Raw genomic sequence first — 22,684 nt, forward strand, 5'->3', positions numbered from 1 at the left:
TCGTCCTCGCTTTAATGCTTCCGTTTGGTCATAGAACATTTGCACAGCAGCACCTGGTCCCGTGGGAACCAACTCTCGGTCATAAGCAAGTGCCAATCTGGCCCGGAACGCCGCCCGACAAAGTCGTGTATGACGGCCCGGAGTATTCCGTGAAGGTTGACCGAAAGAACGAGCTCGTCGCGGGAAAACCGTGGGTATCGGAGGAACGGGTCTCCGTTCCTACGATGACGGTCTATGCGCCGACGGGCAAAAACACAGGAGCTGCTGTCGTCGTTTTTCCCGGTGGGGGATACCAGATCCTTGCGATGGATTTAGAGGGCACGGAAGCCTGCGATTGGCTGACATCGAAGGGCCTCACCTGCATCTTGCTGAAGTACCGCGTCCCCGGCTCAGAGAAGTTGCCGAAATCCGGAGCCTATCCCCATACGCCTCAAGCCCTGGAAGATGCTCAAAGGACGATCAGCCTGGTGCGTTTCCACGCCGCTGAATGGCATATCGACCCTCATAAAATTGGTGTACTTGGATTCTCCGCTGGTGGGCACCTCGTTGCGGCCACAAGCGTGCATTTTGACAAACGCGTCTATCCTGCCGTTGACGCTGCGGACCGGACAAGCTGCCGTCCCGACTTTGCCATCGCAATTTATCCGGGACATTTAGCCGTCGACAAGAACAGCTTCGCGCTCACTTCCGATATCAAAGCTCATCTATCGAAGGCAACTCCTCCCACATTCATCCTGCAGAACGAAGATGACGAAGTAGATGGGGTTCAGCAAGCCCTGTCTTACTACGCCGGTCTCAAACGAGTCGGAGTCCCGGTAGAAATGCACCTCTACGCGCAGGGCGGCCACGCATTTGGCCTCCGCCGCACAGAGCTTCCCGCCACGAAGTGGCCGCAGCTTGTAGATGTTTGGCTTCAAACCATCAAGATGACGCCCAAATAGTACGAAGATTCAGTTGCCGGAAACCCGGGCAAAAAGACTGTCAAGCCATCGCTTTAGCTTTTATCGCGCAAAGTGCAGAATAATAAATACTTACGTTCTTTATTTTAATGCCGAATAGATACAATTGTCTCGATAGAATGGAAGTAGACGAAGGAACACGCCGAAAAGGATGGCTGGTATAAGGATCTGATCTCGAGGTCCGGACCTAACCTTTTATTTTTGAAGACTTTGACACAATAAGATAGGGGGAGGGGGGAGCCTAGAGAAGCCTCATCAGCCCCGTCGCCGGAAGTTCAGGAGCCATAACCGCAGCCTGTTCCCCAGCGCCTCATCGGCAGCAAGACGTCTTGTCCTGTTCATCCAATCACTCGATTGGTAAACGACATTACCGCTCCCCGGCCGAGGATCCACAGCTTTTCGGCTGTAGGCACGCTGATACGGCTGGAAAACACGTCACCCTTCGCCCCGCCGATCTTGCCTAATAACCGGTGATAGATCGAGACCAGCACCCAGAGCGCCGCCCTGCTGTCGGCATCGATCATGGGCAGAAGTTTCTCGGCAGCTTGGTAGTACTGCTCCGCCCGCGCCCCAAGCGCAGACAACATCGCGCGATCCGTAGGTGCCAACGCAGCGCCCTTCGCCAGCGCCTCCACGCGCTCGACCGTCATGCCATGTTCTCGCAGCATGTCCAGAGGAAGATAGACGCGTCCGCGTTCGGCGTCTTCCTTCACATCGCGCAGGATGTTGGTGAGTTGGAAGGCTACGCCCGTCTCTTCAGCGAGTTTTTCAGCTCCAGGATTTGTGTACCCAAAGACGCGGATGCAAACCAATCCAACGACCGACGCAACCAAATAGCAGTAACGGTAAAGATCGTCGAAGGTCGCGAAGGTCTGAACCTCACCTGCATTCTGGGCCCGAGGTTCAAGATCCATCGTAGTTCCCTGCACCAGCTCCTCTAGGAGCGCATCAGGAATCTCAAACCGCCTCTGAGAATCATTGACCGCCAGAAAGACCGCGTCTTCCGTGGGAGCTCCAGCACGGGCCGCGCGCCAGTCTGCGACCCACCGGGACATGACCAGCCGCCGTTGTTCTATCGAAACCGACTCATCGTCAGAGATATCATCTGCGCGCCGCATGAAGGCGTAAATTGCGCACATGGCGTCACTTTTATGCTGTGGAAGCACGCGAAAGGAATAATAGAAGTTCTTCGCCTCACGCTTTGCAATCTCACGACAGGCCGCATACGCCTCAGGAATGGTCACCGCAGCATCCCCGCTCGAAGCTTTTCAACCAGGACGCCGCCCAGCAGACGCATTTTTTTGGCCTTCGATACGACGGGGCGGCCACGCAGCACGTCATAGTTCTCCGCCACGATGCCGTCCAGAATGGCATCGCCACTCTTACGAAGGAGGTTCAAGGTCACGGCCAGCTCGCGATCAACATGATGGCTGATTTCGCCACCTTCTGCGAGCATCGCACGCGTCCGGACTACGAGATCCTGCACCATCGCGCCAAACTCAGGCGTGAAGACCCGGCCTTCGATCTGTCCTTCGTCAACCTGGAAACGCATCATTGACTCAGCGGGTAGATAGCGTCGGCCTCTCTCCTTGTCCTCCACAACATCCTGCCAGAAGTTCGCAAGCTGTAACCCCGTGTAAACCTTATCGGAGAGCAAGGCAACCTTCTCGTCGCGATACCCGCAGGCACAAAGCACAAGCCTGCCTACGGAATTGGCGGAGTAATGGGAATATTCCATCAGCTCTTCCCATGTCTCATACTCGGGCTTCACCTGGTCCATGCGAAACGCCATCAGCAGGTCGGAAAAGAGATGCCGCGGAAGATCGCAGGAACGGATTGTCTCGTGCAGCGCTACAAAGACTGGGTGCATAGAGCGCTCCGGCGCGTCGTAACACTCATCCAGCATCGAACCCCAGGCATCGAGCAAGCGCGTCGCAGTTATAGGATCCTCGACTTCGTCCCCCAGGTCATCGGCCACACGGCAATAGGAATAGATACTCTCGAGGTGCGGCCGCACCCTGCGAGGAAGAAAGATCGTCGCCGCGTGAAAGTTCTCGTAGTGGGTACGGGTCAGCTCTCGGCACCAGGCATGGGCCTCTTCGAAGCTGGGCCGTTCCAGTGGCGTAAGGTATTGATGGGGTGCTCCCAGAAGCGCGTGCTCAGCCGTACTCAACTCATTCACCGAGACACTCCCTTGGGGAAAACAGCGGTTTTAATCTCTCGCGAACCGCCGGTGCGCGTGAGCATGCGCGCAAAGACCTCCGGAATCCTCTCGAGGCCAACCCGCTCCGTGATGGCCTCTTCGCAGTGAAAACGGCCGCTGGTGATCAATTCGAACGCGGCTCGGCATGTCGCCGGCGTGTGATGGAAGCTGGCCTTCAGGGTGATATCACCGTAGTGCAACCGGTTGGTATCCAACTGCACCCTGGTGCCCCTCGGCGGCCCGCCAAAGAAATTGACGACGCCCCCCTTCCGCACCATATCCACCGCCCACTCCCATGTAGCCGGCGTTGCGACCGCTTCGATCACCGCGTCTGCACCCCGTCCTTTCGCCGTAAGAGCCCTCGTTGCGGCGACAACATCCGAACCTGTAGTCGTCTGCACGACATGGGCAGCGCCGAACAGCTTCGCGGTGGCAATCTGGTCATCGCGCTTGACCACAGCAATGACCCTCATTCCGGCGAGCTCGGCAACGTGCATAAACATCAGTCCAATGGGACCCGCTCCGATCACCACCATGGTGTCGCCGGGCGATGCGCCTGTCTCTTCCAGGCCGCGCACAACACATGCCAGAGGCTCGGTTAGCGCCGCATACTCAAATGGGACATGATTCGGAATCTGAAGTGTATTTTTTTCGACGATGCGGCCGGGGATACGAATGTACTCGGCGTATGCCCCATTGTTGAACAACAAGTCCTCGCACAGATTCTGCTGGTTGCGCAGGCAAAAGAAGCATCGGTCGCAGGGAGCGGAGTTCAGCGCCACGACACGATCGCCTTCGCAAAAACCGGTCACGCCTTCGCCCACCTCTGCCACAATACCGGCCACCTCATGGCCGAATAGAATGGGCGGCTTTAACATCATGGCGTGATAACCGCGCCGATATACCTTTAGATCGGTCCCGCAGGTCAGCGCAGCTCCCACACGAACCACCAGTTCACCGGCACCGGCGCGAGGAGTCGCTATCCGCTCCAAACGCAGGTCTTCCTTGCCATACAGAACCGCCGCGATCATCTCACGAACCATCCTTACTATCTTCTCATCTCATGGGGTTACATTCCTATCCCTTACCCTCCTGATCCATCAACAAGGTGCAATCTCTTCATTTATCCCCTGCATCTGATACTCTGACCCACAGATACGACATGCCCTTCGTCTCTCCAGAAGATTTCGCAAAACAGAAGGTCGCCGCCATCCAGGAGTACTCTGTCCTCTCCTGGCATGCGGTCTCGGCCCTCTTCTCCCGGCCACGTTACTGGTCCGACATCTACACCCAGATGGATTCCATCGGCGTGGGGTCCATGCCGATCATCGTTCTTACAGGCTTTTTTACAGGTTGCGTTCTGGCGCTTCAATCCGCTACCTCCCTCAAAGCCTTCGGCGCTATCAGCATGACTGGGAATCTGGTCGCGCTTTCGATGGTCAAGGAACTGGGGCCAGTACTGACGGGCCTGATGGTTTCCGGCCGCAACGCCGCAGGAATGGCCTCCGAGATCGGTTCTATGAGGGTGACCGAGCAGATCGACGCTATGCGCGCACTCGGAACCGACCCAGTACGAAAACTGGTCACTCCCCGGCTCTATGCGACCATCTTCATGCTTTTTTTTCTGACCATCGTCGCCGATGCTGTGGGGATCGCAGGCGGCGCACTGGTCAGTGTGGCGCTTCTCGGCCTGAATGCCTCCTCCTACTTCCATGCCTCCTATCGTGCGCTCGAATACGCAGACGTGGTCCAGGGCCTCACGAAACCCCTCTTTTCGGCCTTCATTATCGCAACTGTGGGCTGTTATTTCGGCATGAGCACCAAGGGCGGAACCCAGGGAGTCGGCCGGTCCACCACGCAAGCCGTTGTCATCTCTTCCGTCTTCATCATTATTGTCGACTTCATCGTTAGCCGCGCCATGATTGGCATCTTCGGCAGGTGAGGACAAGCCATGGCTGAAACAGTGTTTACCCACGATGACTCACAGGAGCACGACCTCCGCGAACAGTCGACCGTGGTTGAGTTTGACAATGTCTCGATAAAATTCGATCTAAAGCCGGTTCTTGAAGATATCTCCTTCAAAGTGTTTTCCGGCGAGACCCGCATCATTCTCGGCCCCGCAGGAGGAGGCAAATCCGTCCTGATGAAGCTGACCAATGGTCTGCTGCGGCCGGATTCCGGCACCATCCGGGTCTTCGGCGAGGACATTACCTCCATGCCTGAGCGCGACCTCTACAAGCTGCGCGCGAGGATCGGAATGGTTTTTCAGGAGTCCGCTCTGTTTGACTCCCTCTCCGTCGAAGACAACGTCGCCTACCGTCTACACGAAGAACACGTGTCTGAAGAAGAAGCCCACACCCGCGTTGTGGAAGCGCTGAAATTCGTCGAGCTCGAACAGGCGATTCAGAAGTTCCCTCCTGAGTTGTCCGGGGGCATGCGGCGGCGCGTCTCCATCGCCCGCGCCATTATCTCCAAGCCAGACCTGATCCTCTACGATTCCCCAACGGGTGGCCTGGATCCGATTACTTCCACCACAATCATCGAGCTGGTGATGAAACAGCGCGACGTGAGCCACACTACTTCGCTCATGATTACGCATCGCCTGCAGGATGCCTTCACGCTGGCCATGAATCGCTTCAATCCCGAGACTGGAAAGATGCAGCCAATTCCCAATGGCGGCGTCGACGAAAGTACGAAATTTCTAGTCCTGAACGAGGGCAAAGTGGTCTTCGACGGAACCACTCACGAGCTTGTCAGCTCGACCGACCCATGGCTTCGGGCCTATCTCGCATAAGCCTATCGTTTCCCGTTCTTCCATTCTTCATACGGAATCCGTGGAATGCTCATGAAGCTATCGCGGGTGCGCACATAGGATCCCAGGCCGTTCATTCGTCCGATCGCGTGCAATTGCTCAGCACGGATGTAGGGTCCGCCCGGATCGACATATTGATCTTCAACGTAGATCGAGACGACGCGACCTAGAACAATGCGCGAGCGGCCTATCTCGAGCGTGGTATGCTCGCGGCACTCCAGCGCCGCATGCGCACTTGCGATTCTCGGAACTTTCACGACGGCGGATGGAGCCGTCTCAAGGTTGGCCATCTCGAGCTCGGAGATTTCGGCTGGGAAATCTGTCGCGCAGATGTTCATCTGCGGCGCGATATCTTCGGTAACCACATTGATGACGAATTCACCCGTCCGCCGGATATTATGCGCCGTGTCCTTGGGCTGGTGCTCCGGGCGATTCGCTACGCCGATTCCGACGATTGGAGGATCCGTGCAAAGGTAGTTGTATGCGCTAAAGGGAGCCGCATTCAAGCCACCATTCTCATCCATGCTGGTAATCAGCGCGATCGGTCGCGGGGCAACCAGGCCAATCAGAAGGTTATAAATCTCACGTGGCTTTGCCTTCTCTACGTCGAACTTCACGAGACCCTCGCTCTTCAAGACCTGGGAAGCCGTCGGGGCCTCTACTCAGAGTACGCCCCCTCGGCCTATCTTCAACTTACTTCAAGCGCTCCGGCCATATCCGTCGCGCCCCGTAGAACTCATCCCGTGACTGGGTCGTTCTTCTCTGTGAAAATCTGCGTCGCAAACAGATCGGTGATGCCTCAGAACCGACCTACACGCCTTCCCGGCTTGAGCTGACCATGTTCTCGCTCGTAGACCAGTCCTCTCCTCGAGCCTCACGTCCGAGGCCAGTAACGATTGCGATCGCGAAGGCACCTATCACCACAGTCCAGGACATGACTACGTTGAGCACTCCCCCGGAAAAATGCTGCGCAAGTTTTGCCTGAAAGACTCCATTGCGCGACGAAACCAGGTTTCCCAATTGATAGGTAAATCCAGGAAAGACCGCGCGGACTGGCGCCGGTGCAAGCTCGTTAAGATGGGCCGGAATTACGCCAAAGGCTCCTTGCACCGCAAACTGCATCAGGAACCCTCCCAGGGCCAGCATAGGGACGGTATGGGACCATGCCCATAAGGGAATCATCGGAATGGACGAAAGCGCCGCGATGATAATCATCCGCTTTCTCCCAAACCGTTCGGAGAGAGCGCCACAGACAATTCCTCCCAGCATCGCTCCGATATTGCTGATTACCACGATAAATCCAACCCTGCTGGGATCTAGGCCATGATCCTTTTCCAACAAGGTGGGATACAGGTCCTGCGTCCCGTGGCTGAAGGAATTGAATGCCGTCATCAGCAGCACGAGAAAGAGGAAGGTCGGCAGATAACGGAGAAAGTCTTGAAAGTTGACACCGGATCTTGCCCGTCCCTCAGCGCGTCTCCGCTCTTGCGCTTCCAGCCAGATCGGTGACTCCTCCACCTTGTACTGCATGTAAAACGCGAGTAGCGCAGGAAGGGCACCAATCATGAACATCACGCGCCATCCCGTCAGCATTCCTGTGCCATGCAGGTGCGGAAATACCGTGCCATAGAGAGCCGCAGCCAGAAGGTTGCCGACGACATATCCCTCCTGCAGGAGTCCGGAGAAGAAACCTCTTCCTTTAGCCGGCATCGACTCCAGCGCTAACGCCGCGCCCACACCCCATTCGCCTCCCATTGCGATTCCGAACAGTGCTCTGCACACAAGAAAGATGGTCAGGGTAGGCGCGAAGGCCGATGCCAGCTCAAAAACCGAGAACGCGATAATGTTGGCGATCAGCGTCGGACGTCTTCCAAATCGCTCCGCCAGCGTGCCGAAGATCAAGGCTCCCACGGGCCGCATCACCAGAGTCCAGAAGATCGCTTCCGCAATCTGAGGAATGCCAACGTGAAAATCCGCGGCAATCGCCCTTAAACAAACTGTGAGCAGGAAGAAGTCGAAGGCATCGAGCGTCCAGCCAAGAAAGCAAGCCGCAAAGGTGCTGCGTTGGGACGAGGTTAGAGACCTGAGTTCACTGCGAAAGCCCATATCGCGAGATGCTAGCATCCGGCTTCGCAGATGTCTCCAAATTGTCAAAAAGGACTTCGATTAAACATTTCGATAGCATGCCTGCCGCGCTGTCGTTACATTCAGAATATCCAAACGGACGGATCAGAATCTGCCGAACCACTCTTAATGGGCTGATCAATCTGAGCCGCAAACGATATTTATCTTTCGAAAGAGGAAATCTGCATGCGGAATCGATTCCTAACGGCCCTCGCCTTAGCCTTTACCTCCCTGGCCTGCACCGGCGCGCAAGCTCAAACCTCCACATGGAGCATCGATCCCGCCCACTCGAGCATCAATTTCGAGGTTCGACACCTGAGCGTCTCTAACGTTCATGGCTCCATCAACGAGCTCAAAGGCAACGTTGTCTATGACGAAAAAGACATCACCAAATCGTCCGTGCAGGCGACTGCGGAAACTTCGAGCGTCAACACCAATAATGCCAAACGCGACCAGGACTTGAAGTCTCCGAAGTTTTTCGACGTGGAAAAGTATCCGCAACTCACTTTTAAATCCACCTCCCTTTCCAATGCGGGCGGAAAGCTTACGCTAACCGGAGACCTGACCCTGAACGGCGTAACAAAGGCCGTGACCCTGGACGTCGACGGCCCTGCTCCTTCGCAGACCGATAAGAACGGCAAGACTCGCAGCGGCTTTTCCGCCTCAGGAAAGTTAAAACGAAGCGACTTCAACGTCGGCTCGTCATATCCGGGCGCGGTCATCGGCGATGATGTGAAGTTCTCCATTGATGTAGAGATCGACAAACAGTAAGCGACAAAAAGAGGAGGGAAAGCGAATCGCCTTCCCTCCTCTTTTATTTTTCTTTGATCGTTAACGCTTACATCTTCGCGCGCAGCGGCTGCATCGGTTCCGTCTGGGGCAGCAGGATCCCCTCAAGTTCCTGGGTATATTTCTTCAGCAACTCATGATGCAGGCAGTAGAGCGCGAGCTCCAGACGATCGGAGACGCCAAGCTTGTCATAGACCTTGCGAAGGTAGTTTTTGATGACCTGCTCGGTCGTTCCTATCTGATAGGCAATCTCTTTATTACGCATTCCCCGCGTAATGCAGCTGATGATGGCTAGTTCCTTCTTGGAAAGCTTTGGCTGCACCTTGGGATCGGTCAGAGTCGTTGCCTGGGCGCGGTAGGCTTCGATCACCCAGTTGATCGACCGATTGTCAATCCAGGTTTCACCTTCGGCGATCTTGCGTACACATTTGACCAGCAGGTCGGGCGAGATCGAGCGCGGAACCACGCCGCGAACCCCGCGGCGATAAAGCTCGACCGTATTGGACTCATCGGTCTCCGTAACCTGAACGATCAGCTTTGCATCGGGAGCACGCCGCACCAACTCCGGAATCGCGTCAATTGTCCCGGCAATCAGCTGTCCCTCGAGAACAACCACATCCGTGGGATAACGCTGAAGTGCTGCATACAGGTTACTAAGGGTTTCAACTTGCGCGACCACGCGGATATCATCTTCAAGGGCAAAGACCTTCCGCATACCAACACGATAGATTGCCTGGGAATCGGCGAGAATGACACGAATCCCTGTAAGAGATCCATTCTCTTCAATATGGTCTTCGGCATCCCCGGAAGGGTCAAAATGAACAACAGTCATAAGATCAAGCCTTTAAAAAATATTCGTCAATTACTGCTGCCGCCTTCTTCTCGCCGTCCTGCTGAAAGCTGCGAACGACGCGGCCAACACAATGGATTTTCACGTCGGTCGCCGACCCCATAACCGCCGAAGGCATGGCGATCGTGAATTCAATCCTGCTATTCACCTCAAGCGTGTGTTCACCTACAAAGAGAAGACCGTTCGCTGAAATATTTTCAGTAACCGCGTGAAACATTCCTTGCGGGGTCTGAATCTGCAAGGGAAGCTTCATGGGAAACCGAACCGCTGTGCGAACGGGATTCTCCTCTTTCAGCTTCATCCAGTGGCCCATGAACCCTCCTTTCCCTTTCCTGCTTGGTAACGGATTAGATACTGACACACAGGAGTCTACAGCACAAAGTAACCACCGTAGATCTTTTTCTGCGATAAAATCCGCTCCGAAGTACCCACCCCGGTGACCTAGCCCTTTTGAAGCGCAAAATGAGCCAGGAAGATCAGGTTCCATTGCGAAAACAGGGGATTTCCGTCATACTTAGGTGTTGGGTTCTGTCGCTTACCTGATCCGTGAGATTCGGCGGCTCTGATGTAATCACCCAAAATAAAGTATTGAGAGGCTTTTCTCGTGTTGATGATTCGTTTGGCGCGCGTTGGAGCGCGTAAGCAGCCCCACTATCGCATTGTTGTAATCGAGAAGGACCGTGCTCGCAATGGTCGTTCGATCGAGGTAGTCGGCACCTATAATCCGCGCACCAATCCCGCCAGCGTTGAACTCAAGCGCGAGCGCATCGACTACTGGACGAGTAAGGGAGCTCAGCTCTCCGATCGTGTCGAGAAGCTCGTAGCCAGCGCACCTGCAGCAGTAGCGGCTCCGGCAGCCTAGTTACCTTTTGCAATCTTTGGGAATCCGGTAATAGTTCCCAAAGATTTGCTAATGCCGAAGGTTCCTCGTGTCCCACAAGGGAACTCATCACGTAGACTTCAGGTATTGCGATTCGGTATAACTCGGGTTTCTCCATGGATAAAACTCCATGGATGCAGCCCGGGCGTATCGACTAACCGCGGCTACGCTCGTGCAGTACACCCCTGATCTCGCAATATAGACGAGGCTAAACGGTAGAGCAGACCCCGCATTTTGTGATCCCCAGGAGGTGTGTGATGACCCAGTCCACGCAAAGGGCGGGCGAAAACGGCAGCTATACAAACATGATCGAACTGGTCACCGATATTGCGCGTGCCTTGGTTGATTTCCCTGAAAACGTCTCAGTTGAGACGTTTGACGAAGAAGAGGCTACTGTAATTCGCCTCCATGTGGCTCCCAGCGATATAGGCAAAGTCATTGGCAAACAAGGAAGAACCGCGCGCTCCATGCGCACCATCCTGGCAGCGGCCAGCATGAAGATGAAGCACCGCTTTTCGCTTGATATCGTTGAAGATCATTCGACACCGGCTTAGTCTTCTTTTTCCGGCTGCAGACTCCACAGTTATCCTTCCGTTATGAAACCAGATTCATCGGCATGGACGATACTTGCCCATTTGCTTCGTCCGCAAGGTCGCAAAGGGGAAGTATTGGCAGAACTGTTTACCGACTTCCCGGATCGCTTCACAGAGCGTGAGGATCTCTTTCTCGTTCCATTCGGCTTTGCAGGAGACCGCTCGGCTGCCAGACGCGTCGATATCACCTCCTCGTGGCTTCCCACTGGAAAAAACAAAGGACGAGTCGTACTCCAATTTTCCGGAATCGATACCATCGCCACTGCCGAAACGATCTCTGGGCTCGATCTCGCGGTTCCCAACGACCGCCGAATGCCCCTCGATGAAGAATCGATCTACATCAGTGATCTGGTGGGTTGCACTCTCTTCGATGACGCTGTTGCAGTCGGAGAGATCTCTGACGTGCAGTTCCCTGCCTCGCCCAATGGAACCCGCCTTCCCGAAACGGCGCCTCTGCTGACCGTACTTGCGGAAGATGGCAGCGAAATCCTGGTTCCGTTCGTCAAGGCCTTTATAAAAACCCTCGATCTTCCGGCCAGACGCATCGTCATGATGCTGCCGCCCGGCTTGATCGAGGTCAATCGCAAAGACTAGAACCGATAACCGAAACCGATCGAAAGAACTGGATAGACGGGAATGTTGCTGAGGGTATCGTTGATATCCTTGATCTCATCGCGAAGGCTCTGCTGTGCCTCTGCATTGTCTGCGAAACTGAAACATCCATCTTCGGCGCACGCACTGCCGGTAAGGGTGACGTTGATCTTGGGTGCTCCGGTGTAGGCAACTCCAAACTCGAGCGGGATGGAGATATGTTTGTGTTCGCCCGGAAGCAGATTACGAAAGCCAAACGTAACCATAGGCGAAACGCGTCGCGGGAAGATCAGTCTCGCGTCGCCGTGAACCGGGTCGTCGACGCTGTTGATAAACGTCTCATCGCCAAGCGTGAACTTTGCCCCTGCAGGAACGTGAGAGAGAGCGGTGACGTTGTTGTTGGCGTAGAGCAGACCTGGACTGATATGGAAGTTCCTTCGTCGCGGAAACCAATCCAGGCGGAGGTTTCCTGAACGCAGGCGCATATCGGAGTCGTAGTGAAGACCATCCACGTCGAATTCATAGCCGAAAGACATGAAGTTCGCTCCACCACGCACGTCGAAGTGCCGGGCAAGAGGCGTAGATAGATCGAAACCGGCGCCCAGTGTATTGGCGATCAAATCGATGCGCCATGACCGAAAGAGCCCGCCCTCGCGCGTTGGTGCTGCTCCTCCGGTCACCATCGCGGATGCCGAGTCTGCGGCTGGGCTGTCGCTGTCATTCGGGCCATGGCCCTGCTCCCCGGCAGCCGCGGATGAAGATTCTGTACTGCTGTCTGTGCTGCTGGAAGACTGGCTTTGTGATGTCTCCTGTGTTGGCGCGGCCTTTGCGTAAAGAGAGGGGTTAGCGGCTTGCAACAGGAACAGCGGTAGTGCCGCTGAAATCATTTTCAGGCAAAGCCCTCGGAGGCTCATTTTCACTTGTATCGTGCATGTTGTTCGTGTTGTGTTTACTCTGAAGTTCAGAGCTGAAAGTTCGCGAACCCATCGTCCTGTTCGCTCAGAGAGCGTCGACTTTATTCCCAATGCGTTTTGACCTCGTTTCCATCTTTCCGGATTTTTTTGCCAGCGTCTTCGAGTACGGAATTCTCAAACGTGCTCGCTCGACGGGTCTGGTGGATATTGCGACTCACGATTTGCGCGCTTATACCCACGATCGGCATCGTACGGTTGACGACAGACCCTTCGGCGGTGGAGAAGGCATGGTCCTCAAGCCGAAGCCAATTTACGATGCCCTTTCTTCATTGAACATCACCCATAAGCGGCAGCGTGATCCCCATCTTGAGTCCGTGATCCTGCTCTCGGCTCAGGGCCGCCCCTTTACCCAAAGGGTCGCACAGGAGCTTGCTGAAACACAAAGGGTCGTGTTGATCTGCGGACGCTACGAAGGCGTGGACGAGCGTGTCAGTGAACTGCTGTGCGACCGCGAACTCTCCATCGGCGACTATGTCCTCTCAGGCGGAGAACTTGGAGCCGCGGTGATCGTCGATGCCGTCGTTCGGCTGTTGCCTGGAGCGCTGGGACATCCTGACTCTTCGCGTTATGAGAGCTTCGGTGCCGATGACGTTTTGGAGGAGGCCGAGCTTGCAGGCGGGCCTCCGAGAACAACCCATGGAGCGGGCGGAATCCTCGATTATCCGCACTACACTCGGCCTGCTGAGTTTGAGGGAATCGCCGTGCCGGAGATCCTTCAGGGCGGAAATCACGATGCGATCCGTTTATGGCGAAGGAGGATGGCGATTCGCAAGACACTTGAAAACAGGCCCGATCTGCTGGAACGAGCCAACCTCAGTGAGCAGGATCAAAGGCTTCTGCGCGAGGTTGTGGCCGAACGAGCGGATAAGTCCGGCGGGGACCGTTGAATCGAGGGGGATACCTCTCGTTCGGGTGCGGTTTAATCTCCCTAATTGATTGAAATCGTGTAAACTAAAGACTCGAGTTCATACAGGAAAAGTCGTCATGTCTATTCATCCCATCATGCAAAAACTGGCCGCGAAACTTGAGCGGACCGATATTCCCGATTTCGCTCCCGGAGACACTGTCCGCGTTCAGGTCAAGATCCGTGAGGGTGAAAAGGAACGCCTGCAGGCGTTCGAAGGCATTGTCATTGCCTGCCGCAAGGGACCGCAGGGTACCTTCACCGTTCGCAAGATGAGCTTCGGCCAGGGTGTCGAGCGCATCTTCCCTTACAATTCCAAGGTCGTCGATAAGGTCCAGAAGGTTCGTTCGTACGAAGTTCGTCGTTCGAAGCTCTTCTATCTTCGCGGTCTTCGCGGCAAGGCGGCCCGTCTGCGCGAGGTTGCGCGCGCCGTCTAATTTCATCGCTATTTCCACAGAAGCCACGGCTCATCAGCCGTGGCTTTCTCTTGCCCGGAAGGTTATAAACTTTGCCATAGGGATATGGCCTCTTCGACTCCTCTACGCATTCAGAGAACCGTTACAGCCGCTACTGCAAAGCAGCGGATGCTGCGGCAGCTGGTCTGCAGCGATGCGCCGGAGCAGGCGCTGCGCTATTGCGGATTCCGTGTGATCGCAGGTGTCGACGAGGTCGGTCGGGGCGCATTGTTCGGGCCGGTGGTCGCTGCTGCCGTGATTCTTCCGGAGCGGATCAAGGGACTTGCATCCGCTGGACTCAAAGACTCCAAACAGCTTCTGCGCGAGGACCGGGAGAGACTGGATCGCAGGATCCGGAAGATCGCTCTGGCCTTTAGCGTGGCAGAGGTGGATGCGGAGACCATTGATCGGGTGAATATCTACCAGGCGACGCGAATGGCGATGCTCGCAGCGGTTCAGGGGCTTGCGCTCGAGCCGGATCATCTTCTGATCGACGCGATGCGGATCGATCATCCTTGCAGGCAGACCAAGTTGATCTACGGCGACTCGCTGAGCCTTTCGATCGCTGCCGCTTCGGTGATTGCGAAGGTTCATCGCGATGCGCTGATGCGCGAGCTCGATGCTGCGCATCCGGGTTATGGCCTGGCTTCTCACAAAGGCTACGGGACGCCCGAGCATCGTCGGGCGCTTGTGGAGCGCGGGCCTTCGATGCTCCATCGCAGGACGTTCGCTCCTGTGAAGGCTGTCGATCCGGACGCGGTCATTGAGGATCTGGTTTCAGGCGAGTTGTTCGATCTGGACCTTGAAGAGGGTGTGCAAGAGGGGGCAGATTGGGCCAACGATTGATGTGCGTCGTCGCGCATCCGGATGACGAGTGCTATGGATTCGGCGGCGCGCTTGCGCTGGCCGCCGATCGAGGGATTGAGACCTATGTGGTCTGCCTTACCGATGGGCAAGCAGCAACCAACCGCGGAGCCGCGGGCACGGGAGCGGAGCTTGGTGCGATGCGTCGGGCGGAGTTCGCTGCCTCCTGCGAGGTGCTTGGCGTCACGCATTATGAGCTGCTGGATTACCAGGACGCGCAGCTCGAGAACGTACCGACGATCGCTGCGGTGGAGAGACTGGTCGAGCGGATGCGGCGGTTCCAGCCGAATGTGGTGATCACGTTTGGCGGCGACGGCGGAATGAATTCGCACGCGGACCACATGATGGTCTCGTCCTGGACAACGTCCGCGTTTCATTGGGCCGGGCAGGCGAAGCGGTTTCCCGAGCTGGGAGCTCCACATCTTGCGGATCGACTGTTTCACCTGACGACGAACTTCTTCCTTCCGAATCGGCAGCCACCCCGGCCGATCCCCTGGACGGTTCAGCTAGACATCCGCGCTGCTGGTGCGCGGAAGCTGAAGGCGTTCGAGCAACACCGTTCGCAGTCTCATCTGATGAAGCTGACCAAGGCCGTAGTTGATGGCCTCAGCTCGGAGGAGTTCTACACCCTGATGGCCGCGAGCGATCCGCAGCCAGCTCGACATTGGACGGATCTGTTCGAGGGCCTTGCCACCCCTCCCCCGGTTTAATGCCAAAGTATTGATTACAAACAGTTTAGACTTGGACTTCGCTGGCAAAGTCTTCAAAATAAACTAGTTATACCCAAACTATAGATTCTAAAAGAGAACTGAGCGCCCAATTCCGAGTGCCGAAGCAAATTCCTTCTCTATGGCATCGCCATAGGCGACGGCTTCGATTGGAATGGCGAACTGATGCGGAATGATCTTTCCCGCGGTTGATTTCCCTAATACAAGTTTAGCAATTCCGCTATAACCGATCGGCAAATACAAGCTGCTGATAATTCATCAGTTATGGGGAGAGGGGCTTGACAGATTTTTATAGAAGCCAAAAGCAGATTCCTCCGCTTTGCTACGGAATGACAAACCAGCACTATGACGAATTCAGCGTCAACCGCCACGGGATAACAAAACTCAGATAGAACCCCACCCCTCTCCTATCTATCCCTTGACTTTCTATACATAGACAATCTATATATCGGCCATGACGAAACGAGCTGAGCTTTTGCCAGGAACGCTGGACATGCTGATCCTGAGGACGCTGGAGCGTGGACCTCTGCATGGATATGGGATTGCGCTTTCGATTCGGCGGATTTCGGAGGATGTGCTGAGGGTGGAGGAGGGGTCTCTATACCCTGCCCTGCAACGGCTGTTGCTGGAGGGCTGGGTGAAGGCAGAGTGGGGGAAGACGGAGACGAACCGGAGGGCCCGGTTCTACACGCTGACTCCGGAGGGACACCGGCAGCTTGGGGTGGAGTTGAGCGAGTTCGAGCAGATGATTGCTGCGATTGGACGGGTTCTGGCGGGATCTGGAGCCGGGTGAGAGTTTTGGTTGGGATGTTTTCTCGTACACGGCACGAATCTTGCTTTGGATGTATGGGGGCTTTTGTGCATGTTCAAAATACAGGGATCTCTCCACTCCGGCCCTGCGGGCCTTCGGTCGAGATGACGTTTTTCTCTTGTTGGTTTTCGGTCGAGTGACGATTTTCTTCGGTGAGATTTTCTTCGATGAGGTGAGGCTATGGGAGCGACGGGGAGACTAGTTCGGCGGATTGAGTTGTTGTTGCGGCGCGACAGGTTTCGCAACGAGCTGGAGGAGGAGATGCGATTCCACAGGGAGGAGGTGGAACGCGAGATCGAGGCCGAAGGTGCGAGCGGCAAAGAGGCGGGGCGGGCAGCACGGAGGCGTTTCGGCAACGAGACGCGGGTGCGCGAGCGCAGCCAGGAGGTTGTGGGCTTCCAGTTCGAGACGGTGGCGCAGGACCTGCGATTTGCGGTGCGGCAGCTGAGGAGAAATCCGGGGTTCACCGCTACGGCCGTGACCACGCTGGCCCTGGGGATATGCGCGAGCGTGGCGCTTTTCGCCGTCGTGGATGCGGCGCTGATACGGCCGCTTCCCTATCGAGAACCGTCACGGCTGGTGTCGCTGTATGAAGCGATCTCGGTGGGGCCGCTGTTCCACATCTCATGGCCGGATTACCTGGACTGGAAGCGGATGAACAAGAGCTTTGACTCCCTGGACGTCTATGAGGCAAAGCCATACATGGAAAAGACACCGCAAGGAGCGCAGAAGGTGGACGGCGCTGATGTAAGCGATGGCTTCTTCAAGACTCTGGGCGTTGTTCCGGTGTTGGGTCGGGATTTCAGGACGGGAGAAGACCTGGCCTCGGCTCCGCGCACCGTAATCCTGAGCTATGGGGCATGGCAGAAGAGGTATGGCGGCCGCAAGGAGGTGCTGGGAGAGACGGTGACGCTGGATGGAGAGTTGAACACAATCATCGGTGTGCTGCCAAAGGAGTTTCACTTCGTTCCGGCAGAGCCAGTGGAGTTCTGGGCGACGATTCACGATAGATACCACAACCGAGACGCCCATAACTTTTATGGTGTTGCCCGAATGAAGCAGGGTGTGAGTCTGGAACAGGCGGCTGCGGATATGAAGACGGTCACGGCGCAGCTGGAGAGGCAGTATCCGAATAACAATCCCGGGCGTGGGTCTACGGTGCTTTCGCTAACGGAGGTGATTCGCGGGGATGTTCGTCCCGTGTTGGTGATGCTGCTGTGCGGCGCTGCCCTGCTGCTGCTGATTTCCTGTGTCAATGTCGTGAGCCTGCTGTTGACGCGCGCGGAGACCAGGCGGCGAGAGGTTGCGGTGCGCGGTGCCCTGGGGGCCAGCCGGGCGCGGCTGATGCGGCAGTTCGTGACGGAGGGACTGCTGCTGGTGGCGACGGGAAGCTTGGTGGGAGCGGCGCTAGCCGCAGCCGCTTTGCGCGCAGCAGAAGATTTGGTTCCAGCGGATATGCTGGCACGGATGCCGTACCTGGCAGGAATGAGGATGAGCGGGCATGTGCTGCTGTTTACCGCAGGCATTGTGGTGCTGGCCGGGATTGTCTTTGGGATCGCCCCTGTGCTGCGGATGCCGGAGGGCGTGTCGAACGAGAGCCTGAACGATGGCGGCCGCACGGCAGCGGGAACGGGATGGAGGCGGTTCGGCTCGAAGCTGGTGGTTGTGGAACTGGCGACCGCAGTGGTGTTGCTGGTGAGCGCCGGGCTGCTAGGGAAGAGTTTCTACAGGCTGCTGCATGTGGAGACGGGAATGCGCGCAGAACACCTGGCGACGGCGATGATCTCGCTGCCGAGAGCGCAGTATGCGAAGGATGACCAAATATGGCTGCTGAAAAAGAACCTGCTGCAGCGCGTAGAGCGATTGCCTGGAGTGATATCGGCTGGAGTTGCCAGCGATTTGCCCGTGGGATCGGGCGATGGAATGACGATTGTGCAGGTGGTAGGCAAGCCGGAACTGCATAAGAACGACGAGGTTGTGGGCCGGTTTTTAAGCCCGGGATACTTCAGCACGCTGGGGGCCCGGTTGCGAGAGGGACGTTACTTCACGGAAGAGGACGAGACGACGAAGCTGCCGGTCGTCATTATCAATCAGACGATGGCGCGGAAGTACTTCGCGAGCGGGCAGGCGATCGGACAGCAGATCAAATTCTGGAATAAGCCTCCGACGAGAATTATCGGCGTGATTGATGACATCCGGGAAGGACCGCTGGAGATGGAGGTGCGGCCAGCGTTTTATCTGCCGTTCAGCGCGGGACAGGACACGGATTTTGGATTGGTGGTGAGAGCGGAGCAGGAGGAGGGACTGCTGCCAGCTTTGAGTGCCGCTGTTCATGAACTCGATCCCGGGATCGCCGTGTATGCGGAGTCGACGATGAGCGGGAAGATTCATGATTCACCTTCGGCGACGATTCACAGAGGCTCGGCGTGGCTGGTGGGAGGTTTTGCGGCTACGGCGTTGCTGCTGGGAGTAGTGGGATTGTATGGAGTGATTGCTTACTCGGTGAGCCAGAGAACGAGGGAGATTGGAGTACGGATGGCGCTGGGTGCGGGACGCAGCAGGGTGATGAAGATGGTGATGCGCGAAGCGGGGTGGCTGACTGCTGTGGGGATTGCTGCAGGACTGGCGTGTTCGGTGATTGCGGCGACGATGATGCGCGGACTGCTGTTTGGGGTGAGCGCGTGGGACGGATCAACGCTGATCGCCGTTGCTATTGTGCTAGGTGGGGCGGCGCTCATGGCGAGCGCGATTCCGGCGCGGAGGGCAGCCTCCGTCGACCCGATGGAAGCGCTGCGGGCTGAGTAGACTGGATTCATGGATGCTCGAGAGTTAGAAGCGGCGACGGACCCGGTGGAGGTGTTTCGCGAGTGGTTGCGTGAGGCAGAGGCTGGCGAGATAAACGACGCGAATGCGGCGGCGCTGGCTACAGCCACCGCGCAGGGCGCGCCGAGCGTGCGGATGGTGCTGGTGAAGCAGGTGGACGACAGAGGCTTCTGCTTCTACACGAATGCAGACAGTAGAAAGGGCCGGGAGCTTGCGGCGAATCCCAGGGCTGCGCTGTGCTTTCACTGGAAGAGCCTGAGACGCCAGGTGAGAGTGGAGGGCCCGGTGGTCGAGCTGCCACCTGCGGATGCGGACGCTTACTTTCATAGCCGGGCGAGAGAGAGCCAGCTTGGCTCAGCGGTGTCGCTGCAGAGCAGGCCGCTTGAGAGCCGCGAGCAGCTGGAAGAGATGGTGAGGGAGTTTGGCGCGAGCCATCCTAGGGAGGTTCCCCGCCCCGCCCACTGGAAGGGATACGCGATGCGGCCCGAACGTGTGGAGCTATGGATCAATGGAGACCATCGACTGCACGATCGATTTCTGTTCGTGCGCGAAGGTGAGAGCTGGGTGAAGAGCCGGCTGTTTCCTTAGAGCCGACAAAGGATCTGTTTTACCGTGCTTAGACCTTTACTTCAGACAAGACGGTTCCGAGGTATAACGACAGAGCTTTCTTGAACTCCGCTACGAGGAGGGGTTTTTCCCGGGTGCCTGTTTCCGAGTAGAGCGCGGGGACTCCCTTCACGATCTGGAGGGCAACGTTCGCGGCCAGCAGGGCTCTCTCGTTCGAGAGCCGTGGGTTCTTCGCGCGGAAGGCATCGGCAATCGCCAGACGTAGAGCCTTGCGGGCGGCGGGATCGCGGGAGAAGCGGGTGGGAGCGGCGAGCAATGCCAGGTAGGCAGGGCGCTTGTTCACAAAGTCAAGGATGCACTCGATGAACATGTCCGCAAACCGCTCATGCGCGAGGGTGTGGGCCTGCTCCATGAGCGGCTTCCAGTGTGCCTCAATCTCCTGCGCGTACTGGCTCACAAGAGCGGAGGCGATAGAGCGCTTGTCAGGAAAGTAATGATAGAGGGTACCGATGGAGGCTCCGCTGCGCTCCGCGATCGCGGTCATGGTTGCAGACTCGAAGCCAACCTCGACGAAGAGATCCGCAGCGGCGTCCAGAAAGCTGCCCAGTCGACGGGTAGAACGCTCCTGCTGAGGCTCGCGGCGAATGGCACTTGACGAAGTTGAGGGCATCCTCATATTCTACATTTAGAAAGTCGAGGACATCCTCGATTTAAGGAGGAGCTTTGAGTTCATTGCAGCTTGCGCCAGAGAAGACCGCCCTTGTGCTGATCGATCTGCAACATGGGATCACAGGGAGGCCAAACGCCGGTCCTTACACCCCTACGGAAGTCGTGGAGAAGTCTCGCCTGCTGGTGGACCACTTTCGCGCGAAGGGAGCGACAGTCGTCTTCGTCCGGGTGAAGCTGGACGAATTTTTACAGCTGCCGGTTGATGAGTCGATGCGCGATCCAAACGCGCCGCCGCCACCAGCCATCGCATCGGAGATTGTGCCGGAGGCCGGGTTCCAGGCGGGTGATCTTCTGATCACGAAGAGACACTGGGGCGCCTTTGCCGGAACCGAGCTGGAGCAGGAGTTGAAGAAGCGCGGCATCGAGACGGTGGTTCTGGCGGGGATTGCTACGAATATCGGCGTTGAATCGACTGCACGCCAGGGGACCGGCCTCGGTTTCGCGTTCGTCGTCGTGGAGGATGCCTGCACGAGCCTTAGTGCCGATCTCCACCGCTTTGCTTTTGAGAACATCTTTCCGAGGCTCGCGAGAGTGAGGAAGACCGATGAAGTAATTGCCGCGCTTGGCTGAGGTGACTTCCTCAACGGAGCGACTGGATGCGGCGGTGTGGAAGGTCATCGCAGTCGCTACGTTGGGTTCGTTCCTCGCGCAGCTCGACGCTACGGTCGTCAACGTATCGCTCTCGAGCCTGGCGGTGGAGTTGCACAGCAGCCTGGCGGTGATTCAGTGGGTGACGAGCGGCTATCTGTTGGCACTGGCTCTGATGCTTCCGCTGAATGGCTGGCTGGTGGATCGCATCGGAGCGAAGTCGCTTTATCTCTGGTGCTTCTCTGTCTTTACCCTGTCGTCGATGTTGTGTGGAATGGCATGGTCCGCGCATGCCCTGATTGGATTTCGAATTCTTCAGGGCATGAGCGGAGGCCTGCTGGCTCCGATGGCGCAGATGATGATGGCCCGCGCCGCCGGAAGACACCTGGCCCGCGTGATGGGTTACGCAGCGTTGCCGGTGATGCTAGGACCGATTCTTGGGCCGGTGATCGCTGGAGCGATTCTGCAGCATGCCTCATGGCGATGGCTCTTCTTCGTGAATCTGCCGGTGGGTGTGCTCGCGATTACGTTGGCGGCACTGTTTCTTCCTGAAGACCGCGAGGATGTGAGACCGCGAGATCTCGATTTGTTCGGACTGCTCCTGCTGTCGCCGGGGCTCGTGCTCTTTCTGTATGGATCGGATCACCTGAGGGAGCGTGGGGGCGTCGTTACCCTGATCGCCTCGGTGGTTCTGCTTGTGGTGTTTCTGAGGACAGCCGGTCCGAAGGGCTCGCGGGCGTTGATTGATTTGCGGCTCTTCAGGCGCCGAACTTTTTCGGCCTCGGCCGTGACGCAGTTCCTCTCGAACGGCATCATGTTCTCGGCGCAGATGCTGATTCCCTACTATCTGATCCGCGCCTGCGGCCGTTCGCCCAGCGCGACCGGATGGCTTTTGGCTCCGCTGGGCCTAGGAATGCTTTGTTCTTATCCGTGGATGGGGGCGATGACGCAACGGTTCGGCATTCGCAGGGTCTCCAGCGGGGGAGCTTTGATCGCCCTGGCGGGAACACTCCCGCTTATTTACCTGGCGCGACATGGACTGGTGCTGGGTGTACTTGCACCTGCTCTCTTTATTAGGGGGATGGGGATGGGAGCGATCGGCATCCCGTCGATCTCGGCGGCGTATGCCTCGGTTCCGAAACGAGATCTTCCCATGGCAACGACAGCACTCAATATTGTGCAGCGGCTGGGCGGACCAACCTTGACGACTCTGTGCGCGACGTTCCTGGCTTGGAGACTGGGGTCAGCGGATAGGGTTCACAGTTCAAATCCGGGAGCATTTGGGGCCGCCTTTCTGCTGCTTTGCCTTCTGCATGCCCTGCTGTTCGCCGCGACTCTGAGGCTTCCCTTCTCGATCGACAAGCAGATTAAAGAAGAGACTCCGGAGTTGCTTGAGGCTATGTCCGAGTAAACGCGATTTGTCTTCCTCCCCCATGAACC

Annotated in this window: 25 protein-coding genes; 16 read left to right on the forward strand and 9 right to left on the reverse strand. The window is 56.9% G+C overall.

What is annotated here, in order from left to right; genetic code table 11:
- Positions 1-149: 149 nt before the first annotated feature.
- A complete protein-coding gene (locus tag AC5S26_RS24915) occupies positions 150-941 on the forward strand; it encodes an alpha/beta hydrolase (protein WP_494187663.1) in 792 nt (263 codons plus the stop codon).
- A 356-nt stretch (positions 942-1,297) separates the two neighbouring features.
- On the opposite strand, the gene AC5S26_RS24920 is transcribed toward AC5S26_RS24915, so the two are convergent.
- From AC5S26_RS24920 to AC5S26_RS24930, 3 genes are read right to left on the reverse strand one after another with little or no spacing between them, the layout of a single operon-like run.
- Positions 1,298-2,203: a phytoene/squalene synthase family protein gene (locus AC5S26_RS24920; protein WP_494187664.1), complete on the reverse strand. Its 906-nt coding sequence runs from the start codon at positions 2,201-2,203 to the stop codon at positions 1,298-1,300.
- Positions 2,200-3,141 carry a squalene synthase HpnC gene (hpnC, locus tag AC5S26_RS24925; protein ID WP_494187665.1) on the reverse strand — a complete coding sequence of 314 codons (942 nt, stop codon included), beginning with the start codon at positions 3,139-3,141 and terminating at the stop codon, positions 2,200-2,202. Before hpnC ends, AC5S26_RS24920 begins: the two co-directional genes overlap by 4 nt.
- Positions 3,138-4,205: a zinc-binding dehydrogenase gene (locus AC5S26_RS24930; protein ID WP_494187666.1), complete on the reverse strand. Its 1,068-nt coding sequence runs from the start codon at positions 4,203-4,205 to the stop codon at positions 3,138-3,140. Before AC5S26_RS24930 ends, hpnC begins: the two co-directional genes overlap by 4 nt.
- Positions 4,206-4,324: 119 nt before the next feature.
- Between AC5S26_RS24930 and AC5S26_RS24935 the strand changes: the two genes are divergently transcribed.
- Together AC5S26_RS24935 and AC5S26_RS24940 are read left to right on the forward strand one after the other, a co-directional pair.
- Positions 4,325-5,104 (forward strand): MlaE family ABC transporter permease, encoded by a 780-nt coding sequence (locus AC5S26_RS24935; RefSeq protein ID WP_494187667.1) that lies wholly within the window; start codon positions 4,325-4,327, stop codon positions 5,102-5,104.
- A gap of 9 nt (positions 5,105-5,113) precedes the next feature.
- Positions 5,114-5,956, forward strand: a complete 843-nt coding sequence (locus tag AC5S26_RS24940) for an ABC transporter ATP-binding protein (protein WP_494187668.1) — start codon at positions 5,114-5,116, stop codon at positions 5,954-5,956.
- A gap of 2 nt (positions 5,957-5,958) precedes the next feature.
- On the opposite strand, the gene AC5S26_RS24945 is transcribed toward AC5S26_RS24940, so the two are convergent.
- On the reverse strand, positions 5,959-6,591 hold the full coding sequence (locus AC5S26_RS24945) for a flavin reductase family protein (RefSeq protein ID WP_494187669.1): 633 nt from the start codon (positions 6,589-6,591) through the stop codon (positions 5,959-5,961).
- A 193-nt stretch (positions 6,592-6,784) separates the two neighbouring features.
- Positions 6,785-8,098, reverse strand: coding sequence for an MFS transporter (locus AC5S26_RS24950; RefSeq protein ID WP_494187670.1), 1,314 nt, complete (start codon positions 8,096-8,098; stop codon positions 6,785-6,787).
- Positions 8,099-8,284: 186 nt separating this feature from the next.
- Between AC5S26_RS24950 and AC5S26_RS24955 the strand changes: the two genes are divergently transcribed.
- The gene (locus tag AC5S26_RS24955; protein ID WP_494187671.1) at positions 8,285-8,869 is read left to right on the forward strand and encodes a YceI family protein; all 585 of its coding nucleotides are present in this window, start codon (positions 8,285-8,287) and stop codon (positions 8,867-8,869) included.
- 67 nt (positions 8,870-8,936) lie between these two features.
- Here AC5S26_RS24955 and AC5S26_RS24960 read toward each other — a convergent pair whose 3' ends face one another.
- Both AC5S26_RS24960 and AC5S26_RS24965 read right to left on the reverse strand, forming a co-directional pair.
- Positions 8,937-9,719 carry a response regulator transcription factor gene (locus AC5S26_RS24960; protein ID WP_494187672.1) on the reverse strand — a complete coding sequence of 261 codons (783 nt, stop codon included), beginning with the start codon at positions 9,717-9,719 and terminating at the stop codon, positions 8,937-8,939.
- 4 nt (positions 9,720-9,723) lie between these two features.
- Positions 9,724-10,050 (reverse strand): PilZ domain-containing protein, encoded by a 327-nt coding sequence (locus AC5S26_RS24965; RefSeq protein ID WP_494187673.1) that lies wholly within the window; start codon positions 10,048-10,050, stop codon positions 9,724-9,726.
- 297 nt (positions 10,051-10,347) lie between these two features.
- On the opposite strand from AC5S26_RS24965, the gene rpsP reads away from it, so the two are divergent.
- The 3 genes from rpsP to rimM all read left to right on the forward strand — a co-directional run bounded on the left by rpsP (position 10,348) and on the right by rimM (position 11,804).
- Positions 10,348-10,599: a 30S ribosomal protein S16 gene (gene rpsP, locus AC5S26_RS24970; protein WP_494187674.1), complete on the forward strand. Its 252-nt coding sequence runs from the start codon at positions 10,348-10,350 to the stop codon at positions 10,597-10,599.
- Between the two features lie 275 nt (positions 10,600-10,874).
- The gene (locus AC5S26_RS24975; protein WP_494187675.1) at positions 10,875-11,171 is read left to right on the forward strand and encodes a KH domain-containing protein; all 297 of its coding nucleotides are present in this window, start codon (positions 10,875-10,877) and stop codon (positions 11,169-11,171) included.
- A gap of 42 nt (positions 11,172-11,213) precedes the next feature.
- A complete protein-coding gene (rimM, locus tag AC5S26_RS24980; RefSeq protein ID WP_494187676.1) occupies positions 11,214-11,804 on the forward strand; it encodes a ribosome maturation factor RimM in 591 nt (196 codons plus the stop codon).
- On the opposite strand, the gene AC5S26_RS24985 is transcribed toward rimM, so the two are convergent.
- On the reverse strand, positions 11,801-12,688 hold the full coding sequence (locus tag AC5S26_RS24985) for a hypothetical protein (protein WP_494187677.1): 888 nt from the start codon (positions 12,686-12,688) through the stop codon (positions 11,801-11,803). The two genes, rimM and AC5S26_RS24985, sit on opposite strands and share 4 nt — an antisense overlap.
- Before the next feature lie 137 nt (positions 12,689-12,825).
- On the opposite strand from AC5S26_RS24985, the gene trmD reads away from it, so the two are divergent.
- The 7 genes from trmD (at position 12,826) to pdxH (ending at position 19,948) form a co-directional block, all read left to right on the forward strand.
- Positions 12,826-13,662 (forward strand): tRNA (guanosine(37)-N1)-methyltransferase TrmD, encoded by an 837-nt coding sequence (gene trmD, locus AC5S26_RS24990; RefSeq protein ID WP_494187678.1) that lies wholly within the window; start codon positions 12,826-12,828, stop codon positions 13,660-13,662.
- Positions 13,663-13,759: 97 nt separating this feature from the next.
- The gene (gene rplS, locus AC5S26_RS24995; protein ID WP_494187679.1) at positions 13,760-14,116 is read left to right on the forward strand and encodes a 50S ribosomal protein L19; all 357 of its coding nucleotides are present in this window, start codon (positions 13,760-13,762) and stop codon (positions 14,114-14,116) included.
- Between the two features lie 84 nt (positions 14,117-14,200).
- On the forward strand, positions 14,201-14,980 hold the full coding sequence (gene rnhB, locus AC5S26_RS25000; protein WP_494187680.1) for a ribonuclease HII: 780 nt from the start codon (positions 14,201-14,203) through the stop codon (positions 14,978-14,980).
- Positions 14,965-15,708, forward strand: a complete 744-nt coding sequence (locus AC5S26_RS25005; RefSeq protein WP_494187681.1) for a PIG-L deacetylase family protein — start codon at positions 14,965-14,967, stop codon at positions 15,706-15,708. The genes rnhB and AC5S26_RS25005 overlap by 16 nt, the downstream gene beginning before the upstream one ends.
- A gap of 472 nt (positions 15,709-16,180) precedes the next feature.
- Complete coding sequence (locus AC5S26_RS25010; RefSeq protein ID WP_494187682.1) at positions 16,181-16,519, forward strand: PadR family transcriptional regulator; 339 nt, start codon at positions 16,181-16,183, stop codon at positions 16,517-16,519.
- A gap of 198 nt (positions 16,520-16,717) precedes the next feature.
- Positions 16,718-19,342 (forward strand): ABC transporter permease, encoded by a 2,625-nt coding sequence (locus AC5S26_RS25015; protein WP_494187683.1) that lies wholly within the window; start codon positions 16,718-16,720, stop codon positions 19,340-19,342.
- A gap of 9 nt (positions 19,343-19,351) precedes the next feature.
- The gene (gene pdxH, locus AC5S26_RS25020) at positions 19,352-19,948 is read left to right on the forward strand and encodes a pyridoxamine 5'-phosphate oxidase (RefSeq protein ID WP_494187684.1); all 597 of its coding nucleotides are present in this window, start codon (positions 19,352-19,354) and stop codon (positions 19,946-19,948) included.
- Between the two features lie 28 nt (positions 19,949-19,976).
- Here the strand turns inward: pdxH and AC5S26_RS25025 are convergent, their stop codons facing one another.
- Positions 19,977-20,597 (reverse strand): TetR/AcrR family transcriptional regulator, encoded by a 621-nt coding sequence (locus AC5S26_RS25025; protein WP_494187685.1) that lies wholly within the window; start codon positions 20,595-20,597, stop codon positions 19,977-19,979.
- A 53-nt stretch (positions 20,598-20,650) separates the two neighbouring features.
- Here AC5S26_RS25025 and AC5S26_RS25030 point away from each other — a divergent pair, with 53 nt between their 5' ends.
- Together AC5S26_RS25030 and AC5S26_RS25035 are read left to right on the forward strand one after the other, a co-directional pair.
- Positions 20,651-21,226 (forward strand): isochorismatase family protein, encoded by a 576-nt coding sequence (locus tag AC5S26_RS25030; protein ID WP_494187686.1) that lies wholly within the window; start codon positions 20,651-20,653, stop codon positions 21,224-21,226.
- Positions 21,210-22,655, forward strand: a complete 1,446-nt coding sequence (locus tag AC5S26_RS25035) for a DHA2 family efflux MFS transporter permease subunit (protein ID WP_494187687.1) — start codon at positions 21,210-21,212, stop codon at positions 22,653-22,655. Before AC5S26_RS25030 ends, AC5S26_RS25035 begins: the two co-directional genes overlap by 17 nt.
- Positions 22,656-22,684: the final 29 nt, after the last annotated feature.

The sequence above is a fragment of the Edaphobacter sp. FHG110511_03 genome (assembly GCF_059115365.1).